This is a genomic window from Enterobacter soli ATCC BAA-2102, from assembly GCF_001654845.1.
GTDB classification, from domain to species: Bacteria; Pseudomonadota; Gammaproteobacteria; order Enterobacterales; family Enterobacteriaceae; genus Enterobacter; species Enterobacter soli.
Genome location: NZ_LXES01000001.1, coordinates 43818 through 58828, shown reverse-complemented (window position 1 = coordinate 58828; position 15011 = coordinate 43818). Strand labels below are relative to the sequence as shown.

Annotated in this window: 4 protein-coding genes; all 4 read right to left on the bottom strand. The window is 59.8% G+C overall.

Going from position 1 to position 15011, the window contains the following annotated elements; genetic code table 11:
• Positions 1-72 precede the first annotated feature (72 nt).
• The 4 genes from M987_RS00250 to M987_RS00235 all read right to left on the bottom strand — a co-directional run bounded on the left by M987_RS00250 (position 73) and on the right by M987_RS00235 (position 14947).
• Positions 73-1242, bottom strand: a complete 1170-nt coding sequence (locus M987_RS00250) for an HlyD family type I secretion periplasmic adaptor subunit (protein ID WP_088201904.1) — start codon at positions 1240-1242, stop codon at positions 73-75.
• Positions 1243-1252: 10 nt separating this feature from the next.
• A complete protein-coding gene (locus M987_RS00245) occupies positions 1253-3439 on the bottom strand; it encodes a type I secretion system permease/ATPase (RefSeq protein WP_014071437.1) in 2187 nt (728 codons plus the stop codon).
• Entirely contained in the window at positions 3436-4836 is a 1401-nt protein-coding gene (locus tag M987_RS00240; RefSeq protein ID WP_014071436.1) for a TolC family outer membrane protein, read from the bottom strand. The genes M987_RS00245 and M987_RS00240 overlap by 4 nt, the downstream gene beginning before the upstream one ends.
• Positions 4837-4915: 79 nt before the next feature.
• On the bottom strand, positions 4916-14947 hold the full coding sequence (locus M987_RS00235) for a BapA/Bap/LapF family large adhesin (protein ID WP_014071435.1): 10032 nt from the start codon (positions 14945-14947) through the stop codon (positions 4916-4918).
• Positions 14948-15011 lie beyond the last annotated feature (64 nt).

The window sequence follows — 15011 nt, the reverse complement described above, 5'->3', positions numbered from 1 at the left end:
CTCCCCAAAGAGGAGAGGGAGCCGGTCCGCGCTCGTATGACCTCTCCCGCAGGGAGAGGGAGAAAACCAAAATTACCGCTCTCTCAGCGCCTCTTTCGCCCGGTTAAACGGCTTAATCATATAATCCAGCACGGTTTTTTCGCCGGTTTTGATATCCACCGTGGCAATCATCCCAGGCACAATCGAAAAATGCCTTCCCGCTTTATTCACCAGAAAATCCTGGCTGGTGCGGATAAACACACGGTAATAAAACACTTCCGGTTTGGCTTCGTCCTGAATGGTGTCCGGGGAGATGGTTTCCACCACCCCGTGCAAACCACCGTAAATGGCGTAGTCATAGGCGGTTATCTTCACCAGTGCTTTTTGTCCGGGGTGAATAAAGGCGATGTCACGCGGCGAGAGGCGGGTTTCAATCAGCAGATGATCGTCCACCGGCACAATCTCCATCAGCTCGCCGTTTGGCGGGATCACGCCGCCGATGGTCGTGACTTTGATGTTTTTCACAATGCCGCGAACCGGGGAGCGTACCGTCAGACGGGTAACGGAATCCTCACGCCCTTTAAGAATGGCGGAGAGCATGTCCACTTCGGCATTGGCTTTTGACAGCGCCTCGCGCGCCTGTACGTAATACTGCGAGCGCACGTCTGTCAGCTTCAGTTCCAGGTCGCTTTTCTGCCGCTGAAGGCGCAGCACTTCTACGTGGCTGGCGGCACCGGTTTTTACCAGACGCTCCGTTATCGCCAGCTCTTTATTTGCCAGACTCAGGGCCGAGTTCAGTTCGCGCACGGTGTCTTCAAGCTGTGCGCGGCGGGATTTGTAGAGATGGGTTTCGGTGGCGAGAAGGTCGGGCCAGGCTTTTAATGATTCAGGAAAAGCCAGCGGCAGATCGTTAACTTCTGCGGTTAAACGCACGCTGGACGCCAGCGAGGCGCGGTAGCGGGCGGCGCTTTCCCCTACGTTGGACTCAGAACGGGTCGGATCGAGCCTTGCCAGTACCTGGCCCGCCTGAACCTGATCCCCTTCATGCACGCTCAGACCGGCCAGGATCCCGCCATCGAGCGACTGCAATACCTGCTCGCGAGAGCTTGGGATCACTTTGCCGGTTCCGGTAGAGACTTCATCCAGCATCCCGAACCATGCCCACACGCCAGTGACGATAAACAGCAGGAGTGTCCACAGTACAATGCGCCGCGCGCCGGAATAGCCGCTCTCTGAATCAAGCGTATTGTCCAGATCGTCCATCGTTGCGGCATCATGCTGACTGGTTTTCATTTTTCCACTCCCGTCCGTTCGCCTGTTGCTGCATTCGGCTGTTGTTGAGGGCCTGCGCTTTCGGCGCATCCATGACCAGCATCCCTTCTTTCAGCACCACCACGCGCTCAACCAGTTCCAGTACGGGCACACGGTGCGTGGCAACAACCAGCGTGCGGTTGCCCAGCCACTGGCTCAGGTGCTGAATAAACTCGCGTTCGGTATGTTCATCGAGGGAGGCGGTGGGTTCATCAAGCAGGACGATATTGGGATCGCGCAGGAGCATTCGCGCCAGCAAAATGGACTGCCGCTGACCGCCAGATAGTCCCACGCCATTTTCCATGATCGGGTAGTCCAGCCCTTTTGGCAGCTTCTGCACAAAGCTTGCCGCGCCGCACATCTCCAGCACATTAACGATCTCTTCGTCGGTGGCGCGTGGCATCCCCAGCGTGATGTTCTCGCGCAGCGTACCGTGGAATAACCGCGCATTCTGGGTCATAAAGCCCACGTTACGCCGCAGGTCGGCCACGTCCAGATGCGGCAGGCTGAGGTTGTCCAGCCGCAGCTCACCACTGGCCAACTCCATGCCGCCCGCCAGCGCCTGTAGCAGCGTCGATTTGCCCGCGCCATTGCGCCCGAGGATTGCGATGCTCTCCCCGGGTTTGATCTCCAGACGGTTGATGCGCAGCGCCATGCGCGGATCTTCCGGGTGGTAACGAAACTGCGCCTGATCGAATAGATAGTGCCCGCGCAGTACATCCTGGCGAATTGGGGTGTCTTCTCGCAGGTTTTCGGTGGGCAACTGCATGATGCTGTCCAGGCCCTCTTTGGCGGCTTTCACCTGCTGCCAGCGCGCCAGTACGCCGCACAGGGTGGCCATGGGGGCAATCATGCGCGAGGCCAGCATCGAGGCGGCAACCACGGAACCCGTGGTTAAGGAGCCTTCGATAACCATCGGTGCGCCAAAGACGATCACTCCGGCGTAGACCAGGCTCTGGATCGTCATCCCCCAGTTGATCAGCCCCTGGCTCAGCTCGCGGGTGCGCAGACCTGATTCTGCGGTGATCTGGATGTAGCTGTTCCACTGTTGCAGGAAGCGGTTTTCCGCCTGCATCAGCTTAATGTCCTCCAGCCCCTGAACGCTCTCGACCAGTACCGCATTGCGCAGGGTGGACTCATGGGCCGATTGTTTTGCCAGTGCCGCTAACTTTTTCTGCAACAAAATGCCGGGCAATACCATCAGCACGGCGGCGACCGGGGCAATCCAGGCCAGAGGCGGGGCGATGATCGCCAGCACCACCACAAACAGCAGGAAGAAGGGCAGGTCGACAATGGTGGAGATAGTCGACGAGGTGACCATTTCTCGGATCTGCTCCAGCTCGCGCAACTGCGAGATAAAGCTGCCGGTGGAGCGAGGCACCGCGCTGTTACGCAGACGCAGGGCATGGCCGAAGACCCGGTCAGAGACGCGTAAATCGGCACGTTTGCCCAGCAGATCCATTATGTGACCCCGGGCGATACGCAGTACAAAGCCAAACAGGGTGGCAATCAGCACGCCAATCGTCAGCACATACAGAGTGGGGTACGACTGGGCGGGGATCACCCGGTCATACACCTGCATTGAAAAGACTACGCCAGAAAGCGATAACAGGTTGATAAAGAGGGCCGCCAGCATCACCCAGGTGTAGGGGCGCAGGTCGCGCATCACCAGCCGGTAGAGCCAGTCGGGGCGATACTTCGAAATATAGGCATCCACGCGGCTGTCTTTTAAGGCCGCCAGCGGGCGCAGGGCGGCAACATGGTGAATGGCAGGCAGCAGAGCCTGAAGGGAAAGGCGGTTAGTTTGCGCCGTGCTGTCGATAAAACAGATCTCCAGCGTGTCTTCGCCGTCAAAATATTCAATCACGCCAATCTTGCCCTCTTTTAACTCAACCACCAGCGGCAAACGCCAGCTGTTGATGGCGTCCTGCGTGGAGTGCAAAAGCTGGAACGAAAGCCCGGCTTCGCGCGCCAGCAGGGTGAGGGCATTGATCATCGGTTTGCCGCTGAGCCACGGAGCGTCCGCTACCAGCGCGCCGGGGGAACAAGCTACCCGGTAGTGATCGGCAACATGGCTAAATGCCTGGGCCCAGTGCGTCAGGGCCTGATCCGTAATCGGTTCGTTTTGCGATGGGTCGATGTGTTTCATGGCTGGATCTCCACGGACTGGATCGTGCGGTTATCCAGGCTGAAGGCATGGCGCATACGGCCCGTGTTGTACAGGCAGTTCAGCTGGAGCTGATGCAACTGGCCGAGCGTTTGCTGCTGGGTAAAACGCGCCTGATAGACCTCTTGTTCGGCGTTTAGCACGTCCAGCAGCGGGCGTGAGCCAAGCTCAAGATACTGTTGCTGATAGAGCTCACGGGTGCGCACGCTGAGCGTTTCCTGACGAGACTGGATCTGCAATGTGCTCAGCAGGCTCATTACCTGGCTGCGAGACTCCAGCAGTTTTTGTCTGACGTCCAGCCGTGTGCGCTGAATGGTGGACTGCGCCGCTTCGACCGCGTGTCCGGCTGCATTGCGCCGCGCGGTTAACCCGCCGCCCTGATAGAGCGGCATCTCGACTTTGACCCACGCGGAATACTGGGTGCGATCCAGCGAACCGTGTCCTGCATAGTTGTCATTCAGATAGTGGCGAACTTCCGGCTCCAGCGAGACTGTCGGGGTCATCTGGGCGTTGGCGTAGTCCAGGTTGGCCTGCGCGATATTCGCCTGCGCCCAGGCAGCCAGCACCGCAGGCACCAGCCGGTCGTCAGGCTCGGCGATATCGCAGCTGCGTTTCATTTTGTCCGGGAAATCGTTGCTGATGGCGCCCAGCGTATTCCAGCCCAGGTTGCTCATCAGCGTGGCGCGCGAGCTGTCGAGGTTGGCCTGATACTGCATCAGCTGTGCGCGTGCGCCTTCAACACGGGCATCGGTTTGCACCACGTCTGAGAGCGACGTCGCCCCTTCGTCGTTACGCTGGCGGGTGAGCTTGCCGATTGCATTCAGGGCATCCAGCTGCTCTCTGGCGGTTTCAACCATCTGTTGCCAGGTCTGAACCTGCACCATTGCGGTGGCGGTGTCGTGGGCAATGGTATCGATACTGACCAGCACATTGGCCTGCTGTTGTGCGACCCCGGCGTTTTCGGCGCGCACCTGGCTTGCCACTTTGCCGAAGTCATACAGCATTTGCGAAAGCGAGAGCACCAGAGAAGGGGTAAAACCGGAATCGCCGCCATTGTGCGTGTAGCCGTTATCCATCCCGGCGTTAACCTGCGGATAGTATTTTGATTTGGCGACATCGACCTGTTCAGATTGCTGGAAGAGTTTTCCCACCGCTTCGCTGATGGCTGGATGCCAGCTCACGGCGCGGACGACGGCGTCATCCAGGTTTAATACGCCCGGCGGCGTTTTGCTGGCCGGAAGCGCAACGCGGCCTTCAAGAGAGGGAAGTTCCTGCTCAGCACTCAGCTGTTCGGCGTTGATCACCACCGCCTGAGCAGGCAACACGGGTACAGAAAACAGGCAGCACGAGAGCCACCAGCGAGGCCATCTTTTTCTCATGTCTTGTCCCTAATAAAAAAGTACCGCTTTATGTTGTCTATGCCCGGGCGGCGAGCGCCCGGGTCATTATTCGCTGCTGTCAGGTAATGATGTTGTGGTGCTGATTCACAAGCTCGTCGAAGGTGGTCTGAACATTATCCAGAGTGACCAGTGTGGTTTTGGCGTAGGCGCTTCCTGTGCCGTCGCGGTCGATGGAAATCACGGTGTTGCTTCCGCTGGTGGTGACGGACACATAGTTACCGAGCGTAGATGTCTGGCCGTTCCAGCCCACCAGCAAATCGCCGATATCGATCTTATCCCCCTGCGATACCGAGAAGTTGGTCCAGTGATCGCCGGTACCGTTGCCCCCGGTTCCGGCACCCGTGGTGGTATCGAGCACGTGATAAATCAGCGTATCGCCATAGGCACTGCCGGTCATGATGTCATTGTGGTTGGTGCTGGTCATCTGCGGTGACAGGTTGATGGTCAGCGAGGCGGTATCGGTCTGGCCGTTGGCGGCGGTCAGGGTGTAGTTGAAGACCTCCTTGCTGGTCATGGTGGCAAGTGAGATCCCGCTGTTCAGCGTGTAGGTGTAGCTGCCGTCCACGCCAATAGAGAGCGTGCCGTAATGCCCGACAATCGACGCGCTGGCGTTGCTGGTGGTGTAGGGATCAAGCGTGGTGACATGGCCGTCATAGCCGGTGATGCTCAGACGGGTGTTCACCGATGCCAACTGATCCAGCGCCCCCTGCGAATCCGTACCGTCGTAGATATTGCCCGTCACCAGGTGTCCGGCGGTGGTTTCGAAGTTATTGAGGAACACCGAGGTGCCCGTCACGTATGGCGTGATAGTGATCCCCCCTATACCCAGTGGCCCCGCCGTACCGGTAAAGTTCAGGACGTATGTCCCGGCATCCAGATCCAGCCCGCTCAGGTTAATGGTGGTGGAGCCACCAGTAAACGAGTTGGAAGCAATCGGCGTAGAAGCCCCTTGCAGGGTAATCGACCAGGTGACACCAAGTCCGCCCAGCGGCAGCAAGGAGGCGATGTCAAAATGCAGCACCACGTTGTGCAGCGCGGTGTTCGGGTCGACGGTAAAGGAGCCGCTGCCGGACGCGCGAGTGGTACTCAGCAGGGCCGCCGTCCAGCTTGCGCTGCCGACGGAGGTATCGCTCCAGGCTGCGATGTGCTGCGTGGCATCAACGGTCACCAGTTTGCTGACATCGTCGATGGCATCCAGCGCGTGCGGCGTTGGGGTGATGTTGAGCGACGCGCTGTCCTTGTGCCCGGTCGAGTCGGTAATGGTGTAGACAAAGGTATCCGGAGTGCGAATTTTGTCTGCCCCGGTGCCGGCTTTCAAGGTGTAGCTGTAGTTACCCTGCGAATCAATGGTCAGGGTGCCGTACAGCCCCTGAATGGTTGTGGTGCCCGTTGCGCTAACCTGAACGCCGTTCACCTCGGTCACCGTGGCGGTCACGCCGGTTGGCAGGATGTCGTCCGCCATCACGTTGCCGGTGGTGGAACCGTCGGTGCTGGACACCGTGTAAACGTGATCCTCAAGCACGTTCAGGGTGTAGCCAGTCAGGGCGGTGATCCCCGATGCGGTATTCAGCAGGAACAGATACTGCCCGGCCGGGAGATCCAGCGTCAGTTTGCCGGATGTACCGCCCAGCAGCGGCGCGGTCAGCCAGCTTTTATCGTAACGATACTGCTGGTAGGTCTGGGTCGCGGCGTTGAACTTATAGACATAAAGGTCAAACACCGAGCCGATGGCTACCCCGCCAACGCTTGCCTGCAAGGTCATGGTGCGGGTGGTGCCCTGATCGACGTTATAGATAATCGGGTTGCTAAGGTTGCTCAGCACGTCGAGGGTGAGCACATTCCCCAGCCCGACGCCCACTACCGTGAACCCGCCCTGGGATGATGTTCCGTTGTCGATGGCATGAACGCTGGTATCGAAGGTGAAGCTTGCCGCGTCATCCACCGCCGTGGCGTGGGCGACCGTCGCGCCAGAGCTGGTGCCGAGCGAAATCACCAGCTGGGCGCTGGCGGTAGATCCGTTGTGCGCGATGGTGTAGGTGAAGTTTTCCGTGCGGCCGTTGGCGCTGGCACTGGTGGTGGTCAGCGTGTAGGTGTAAGTCCCGTTGGCGCTGATGGTCAAATCACCGTACAGACCGTGAACCACGGTGGTGCCGGTGGCATTGATCGCAATGGTCTGGCCCTGCGCGTTCGTCACCTGGGTAACCAGCGTGCCGGATGGTGCATTGTCGCTGCCGGAGACGGCATCGTTGTCGGTGATCACGTTACCCGCAACGTTCAGGTTGGTGCCGACAATAGTGCCCGCGCTGGTTTGCGTGACGTCAACATCAAGGCTGCTGTAAGCACCGGTTGCCAGCAGGCTGGTATTGTAGGTCAGCACCCGATACTGCCCCTCAGAAAGCCCGGTCAGGTTCAGGGAAACCCCGTTTGCCCCGAGGGTTAACAGATTCAGCGTGCTGCCATTCCCGGAGTCCACCACCGTGGTCCAGACGTTGTTGGTGGCATCCCAGTGCTGCACCACAATCTGCATGGTGTTAAGCAGGCTGAGCACCGCGCCCGTCCCGTAGGCGTTAATGCTGATATTGGCCGATGCCCCCGGATCAATGTTGAAGGTGACCTGCGCGCTGTTGTTCCCCAGCAGCGAGAGCACGTTGCCGACTGCGCCCACCAGCAGCAGCCCGTAATCGCTGTACTGGGCATCGGTCACCGTCGCCGTGGTGGTGAAGTTCAGCTCGTCGAGGTTATTCGCGGCAGACAGCGGCAGGTTAGGGGCGATGGCCTGCCCCGACAGTGAAGTGTTACCTGCGGCATCGGTCGCGTTCAGCGTCAGTGTTCCCCCTTCGGTTTGCTTGTTGGCAAAGGTTAGAGTGAAGACACCGCTGGCGTTGGCGGTCGTCGTGTAGGTGGTGCCATCCGGCAGGCGTATGGTGACTGTGCTGCCCGCTTCGGCCTGGCCGGTCAGCACGCTGCCATCGGCGTTAAAGGTGCCGGTCGGGATGCCTGGTGCGGTGGTATCCACGACCACAGCAATGCTGCCCGAAACCGGGCCGGTGCCGGTGCCGTTGGAGGCGGTTGCCGTGAACGTATGCGTGCCTTCGCTCAGGGCGGGCGCGGTAAAGCTCCAGCTACCGTTACCGTCCGCAACCACCGTGCCCATCGACACCCCGTTGTTAAACAGGGTCACCGTTGAGCCTGGCTGCGCGGTCCCCGCAAGCGTTGGGGTGGTGTCGTCGGTACTCTGCCCGTTACTCAGCGTGCCTTTCACCGTACCGAAATCATCGGTCACGGTGTTGATGACCGGTGCGCCCGGCAGAGTGGTAAACGGTGCGATGACCGGGGAAGACAGCCCGACGTTGCCTGCTTTATCGGTGGCAAAGGCCAGCAGCGTTTCACCATTGGTCTGCGGTGGGTTGATGGTGGCGGTAAAGTTGCCGTTACCGTCCGCCGTGGCGGTGCCGAGCACCGTGCCGCCGCTGGTGGTAATGGTCACGGTGCTGCCTGCTTCCGCTGTCCCCGTCACGCGAGTCCCGACATTAACCACCGCCAGCCCGCCCGGCACCAATGGCGCAACGGTATCCACCACAATAGAGGTGACAGGGGATGCGGCACTGGTGTTGCCCGCTGCATCCGTGGCGGTAACCGTAAAGTTATGCTGCCCGTCGCTGAGGATGGTGGTGGTTTGCGGCAGGCTCCAGTTGCCGTTTGCATCTGCGGTAACCTGGCCGACAAGCGTGGTGCCATCGTAAATTCTCACCACGCTGTTGGCTTCTGCGGTGCCGTTCAGCGTAGGCTGCGTGTCGTTGGTCGGGGTTGTACTGGTCACTGGCCCGGTAATACTGCCCACATCGTCCACGATGGAGGTAATGGCTGGCGCGTTCGGTGCGGTCGCATCCACCACCAGGGTGAAGGTGTTTGAATCACCGCTGGCGTTGCCTGCCGGATCGCTGGCGGTGGCCCTGAGCGTGTGCGAACCATCCGTAAGCGGGCTGGTTGGGGTAAAGCTCCAGTTGCCGTTGGTGGCAACCACGCTGCCCAGCAGGGTGCTACCATCGTAAATGCGGATCACCGAGCCAGCCACCGCCGTGCCGCTCAGGGTCGGTTTGTTGTCATCTGTCAGTTGGCCGTTGGTGAGATTGCCAATGTTCGGGCCTACGTCATCAGCCACGGTGACGATAACCGGCGGAGCGGGCGGCGTGGTATCGACGGTCAGCAGGAACGGAGCAGACGGGTTGCTGATGTTACCGGCAGCATCGACCGCCCGTGCCGTGAAGCTGTGGGTGGTTTCGCTCAGGTTGCTGCTCAGCTGCAACGACCAGTTGCCGTTGATATCAGCGTTAGCCGTACCGATGAGCGTGGCTCCGTCATAGATGTTGACCGTGGCGAGCGGCTCGCTGGTGCCTTTCAGAAGAGGCTGCGCGTCATCTGTGAGCTGCCCGGTGCCCAGTGGCCCCTGAATGGTGCCGAAATCATCCACTGCCTGGGTGATGGCCGGTGCGGCAGGTGGCGTCAGGTCAACCACCAGCACATACGGCGGGGAAGCCGGGCCAACGTTTCCGACCGCATCGGTGGCGGTGAAGGTGAAGCTGTGGCTGCCCTCTGCCAGTGCGGCGGGGGTGTAATTCCAGCTCCCTGTACCGTCTGCCGCGATCTGGCCAATTTGCTTGCCATTGTCGTAAACGGTGATCAGGGCGTTGCCTTCCGTGGTGCCACTAAAGGCTGGTGTAGTGTCGTTGGTGGAATCGCCATTGCCCAGGGTCACCGTCGTGCCCACGTTGTCGATGACGCTTGAGATTATCGGGGCTACAGGCGCGCTGGTATCTACCGTGAAGGTCACGGTTGTGCTGCCGGTGCTGGTATTTCCGGCCGGGTCGGTAGCGGTGATGACCAGGTTATGCAGCCCGTCGGCCAGATTGGTGGTCGGGGTAAAGGTCCATGTACCCCCCGCCGTGACCACTGCGGTGCCGATTTCGTTTGCGCCATCCTTGATATGAATGGTGCTGCCTGCATCCCCGGTGCCGCTCAGGGTCGGACGGTTGTCATCGGTGCGACCGCTGGCCGCTATCTGTCCGGTAATCGAACCGACATCATCCAGCACGCCGGTGACGACAGGTGTGCCCGGCGCTGTGGCATCGACGGTGATGGCGAAAACAGGCGTGGTGGTGGACACGTTGCCCGCATCGTCACTGGCATAAATACGCAGGTTATGCACGCCATCACCCAGCGCTGTGGTTGGGGTAAAGCTCCAGACGCCACCGGTCACGATCGCTGTGCCTATCTGCACGCCGTTATCCAGAATGTGAATGACATTGCCTTCGCTGCCCGTACCACTCAGGGTCGGCAGGTTGTCGTTGGTCAACTGGCCGTTGGTGAGATTACCCACGCTTCCCAGCACATCGTCATAGACTGCATCCAGCGTTGGCTGTGCGGGTGGCGTTGTGGAGATGGTGATGTCGTAGTTGTCCGACGCCGTACTCTGGTTGCCCAGCGGATCGGTTGCCACCACCGTGAAGCTGTGCTGACCGTCGGCCAGCGCTTTCGACGGCGTAAAGGTCCAGTTGCCGCTGACATCGGCCAGCGCCGTACCCAGCACCGTGCCGTTGTCGCTGATGGTCACTGTGCTGCCTGCTTCGGCTTTACCGCTCAGGGTTGGCGTGGTGTCGTTGGTGGACGTATTTTTGTCGATGCCACCCACGTTCAGTGGGACGTCGTCGGTGATGGTATCAATCGTCGGTTTAGCCGGTGCGGTGGTGTCGATCACCACCGCAAACGGATCGGAAGGCAGGCTGGTAATGCCCAGGTGAGTCACGGTAATGGTATAGGTGTGAAGCCCATCCAGTTGGGTACCCGGGGTGAAGGACCATGCCCCATTTGCCAAGGCTAACGCGATGCCGATCGGCAGCCCGTTATCATAGACGGTGATGGTATCACCCACGCCTGCGGTACCGCTCAGGGTTGGGGTGTTGTCGTTAGTGGACTGCCCGTTGGTCAGCGGCCCGGTGTAAGGCGGAACATTGTCAGTGACGGCATCGATAACCGGAATGCCCACAGAAATCGGATCGATAGTGACGCTGGCGGCGGCGGAGAGATCGCTGGTGGCAGAACCCACTGTGGCCGTGGCGGTAAAGTTGTGTGTGCCATTAGAAAGCGGCGTGGTCAGCTGGAAGCTCCAGCTCGTCTGGCTGGCGCCCAACGTGAAGCTGGTCAGGAGAACCCCGTCCTGGTACAGGTTTACGGTGCTGCCTGCGGCAGCCGTACCGTTCAGTACCGGCAGCGTATCGTCCGAAGTACTGCCTTTCACGTTACCGACCAGGGTGCCAACGTCATCGATAATGGTGTCGATGGTGGGTGGCTGAACGGTGCCCGTGACCTGGTAGCTGGCAGGATCGCTGGTGTTCCCGGCTTTGTCTTCGGCGGTCACGGTCAGGTTATTCCCTGACGTCTGGGGGCTGGTCAGGGTGATGCTGAAGTGGTTGTTGGAATCGGCGGTGCCGGTACCAATCAGGTTGTTGTTGGCATCGCGGATTTCCACCGTAGAGCCTGCTTCGGCCGTACCGGAAAGCGTCGTGCCCTGCACGTTAATGCTGATATCAGAAGGCTGCACGGGCGCTAAGGTATCGACCGTCACGGTAATCGGCGCGCCGCTCGTGCTGACGTTTCCGGCTTCGTCTTTGGCGGTGGTGCTGAAGGTGTGATCGCCCTGGCCCAGCGTTGATGGCTGGAAGCTCCAGTTGCCGTTGGTATCGACCGTCGCCGTGCCAATCGGACTTTTGGTGCCGTTATAGTCGTCGTAAATCGTGATGACATCGCCCGCTGTACCTGTGCCGCTCAGCACCGGGCGCGGATCGTTGGTGGTGCCGTTGTTGGCGATCACCCCGGTGAAGGCATCCACGTTATCGGTGATGGTCGGAGCCGACGGCGTGGCCGGCGGATCGGTATCAATAATAATGGTCGCCCCGTGCGAGGCGGCGCTCTCGTTGCCCGCGCCGTCTTTGTCGGTGGCGGTCAGGGTGATGTTGTAGGTTCCGTTCGGTAACGGCGTGGCAGGCGTCCAGCTCCAGTGGCCATTATCATCAACCACGGCAGTACCCAGCGGTGTGCTGCCGTTGTAGATGGTGATCACATCACCTTTCGTGCCCGTTCCGCTCAGGGTCGGCGTGGTATCACGGGTTGGCTGCCCCGGCGGGAGTATGACGTCCGTGCCATCCGGGTTTACGGTGACCACCGGGGTGGACGGGGCATCTGGCGCAATGGTATCCACTACTACGTTAAACGGACTGGAGGTGGTTGTGTTCCCGGCGGCATTAGTGGCGACCGCCGTAATGCTGTGCGACCCTTCGCCAAGCGGCAGAGGCGGCGTAAAACTCCAGTTGCCGGAGCCATCGACCGTTGCGTTACCCAGGAACTTGTTGCCATCGTAAATAGCAACAGTGCTACCCACATCCGTTTTCCCTTCGAAAAGGGGTTGGGTGTCATCGGTCGGCTTACCGCTGGTGATCGGGCCTTTCACGCTGCCTACGTCATCGGTGACGTTATCAATTGTCGGTGTGCCAGGGGCCACCGTTGAGAGGTTAAGCACAAAACTGGCGGCGGTGGTGCTGTGGTTACCCGCGGCATCCACGGCCACAAAACTCAGGTTGTGTGTTCCGGTGGTGAAGGCAGAGGCACCGGACGGTGTCCATGTCCATGACCCGTTTGGCGCAACCAGCGCAGTGCCAATGATATTGCCGTTTTCCATTATGTTAATGGTTGCACCGGCCTCCCCGGTGCCGTTAAAGGTTGGGGTGGTGTCGTTGGTGAGCTGCCCGCTGGTAATGTTCCCTGTACTGGCCGCTGCATCGTCAATCACCTGGCTTATCACCGGGGTGTTTGGTGCCTGGGTATCAACGGTGATGCTCCAGGTGGCGGACCAGCCGCTCTCCTGGCCTTTGCTGTCTACCGCTTTTGCCGTAATGACGTTCCCGCCTTCCACCAGATGCACATCCGCCGGGAAGCTCCAGGTCCCGTCAGGCAAAATAACCGTCGAGCCAATTTTATTGCCGTTGGTGTACAGATCCAGCGTGGTGCCTGCTTCGCCTTTACCGTAGATGGTAGGGTGGTTGTCGTTTGTGATGCCGCCGTTCGTCACGCTGCCGGTGAAGTCAGCGACGTTATCCGTCACGCCGATGATCTCTGGCGTTTGCGCCGGTGTCGTGTCTGGCGCAACGGTACTGGCCGGATCGCCGGTATTGCCTGCCGGGTCGGTTGCCCGCGCGGTTAAGGTTTCACCGTTGTTTTGTGCCGGGTTGAGCGTGATTGTAAAATTACCCTGATCGTCCACCAGCGCGGTTCCCACGGTGCCCGTGCTGTTGGTCACGGTGACGGTGCTGCCCGCTTCCGCTTTACCGGTTAGCACTGTGCCATCTGATGAGACATCCAGGTCGGTTGGCGCGGCCGGTGGGGTGGTATCCGGCGCGGTGGCATGGGCAGGCTGGCTGGTGTTGTTTGCGCCGTCGGTTGCCGTGACGTCCAGCAGCTCACCATTTTTTTGCGGCGGGGAAATGGTCACGTCGAAATGACCGTTATTGTCGGTGGTCCCTGTACCAATTTGCTGGCCATTTTCCCCTTTCACGATAATGGTGCTGCCCGGCTCGGCTGTACCGGTGACGTGAGCGCCATCCTGAGATACCGCGACGCCATCAGGAATGGCCGGTGGTGTGGTGTCCGGGGCATTCAGGTTCGCCGGGGTGCTCGGGTTACCGGCTTCGTCAGTGGCGATTACCGATATCTTTTCACCGTTGGTGAGGGCAGGCGAGAGCGTAATCGTGAAGTGGCCAGTCCCGTCTGCGGTAGTGGTCCCAATCACCGTTCCGGCACTGTTTTTGATGGTCACAATGCTGCCCGCTTCGGCCGTGCCGGTGACCTGATCCCCCGTGCCGTTAATCTGCGCAACCGGGGTGGCAGGTGGCTGAGTGTCGATAATAAAGTTCAGGGGTTTGGACATGCCGCTGGTGTTCCCGGCGGGATCGGTTTCAGTGAGCGTCAGGGAGTGCGCGCCTTCTGAAAGCGCCTTACCTGGGGTAAAGCTCCAGTTACCTTTCGCATCTACCGTGGTTTCGCCAATTTTCACCCCTTTGTCATACAGGGTGATGGTATCGCCCGGGTCACCTTTTCCGCTCAACACGGGCTTGCCAGCATGGGTGTACTGGCCGCTCAGGATCGGAATGGCGCTGGAAGTTGTGTGATCGCTGGCGCTCAGCACGCCGGGTGTGGCGGGTGGTGTGGTATCTATTATCACGGTAAACGGCGGAGACGCAGGACCCGTGTTACCCGCGCTATCGGTGGCTTTTGAGGTAATGCTGTGCGCGCCTTCGCTTAAATCTGAAGAGGGGGTGAATTGCCATTTGCCGTCGCTGCCCGCAGTCACCGTGCCGATGGCCTTACCGTTATCATAAATCGTCACCTTCGCGCCGGCTTCCGCCACGCCGCTGAAGGTAGGGCGCGTATCATCGGTACTTTGACCGCGACTGAGCGCCCCCTGAATTGAGCCAACATTATCACTGGCACCGGTGATCGTCGGGGCCGCAGGGGCGGTGGTATCAGGATCGGTCGGGTCTACCGGCGTAGTGGGATCTGTTGGATCGGTGCCAGGGTTTCCGCCATTGCCGCCGTGACTGCTACCGCCACCACCACCGCCGCCGCCACCACCTGCGGCAAGGGCAATGCCCCCTGCCGCGGCAACGCCGCCAAGTACCCAGGGCCACACGGCACTACCGGTTGCGGACTCTGTACCCGCAGCGGCCAGCAATACATCCGTGGAGGCGATGGATTCGAAATGTACCACCGCAGGATCATCAACCCACCACAGCAGTCCGCCATCTTCTTCAAGTACCAGCTGGCTAAGTCCCTGCGCATCCGCAACGTAGAAGTTTTTAATGGTGATGGTTTCACCGGAGTGCAGGGTGATAACCAGATCGTTGCTACTGCGGGCAAAGTGATCAATATCGGAGCGCTCAAGGTGAAGCTTAATGACAGAAGAGTGGGTCAGAGTGACCTGAGCGCCTTCTGTGGTTGACTCCACGCCAGTCAGTTTTGAGATGACAGATATTTTGCTCATAGGGTAACGGCTCCCGGCAGCGATGCTATTTGGATTAGCAACTCTCTTTTGGTTTCTTCAGAGC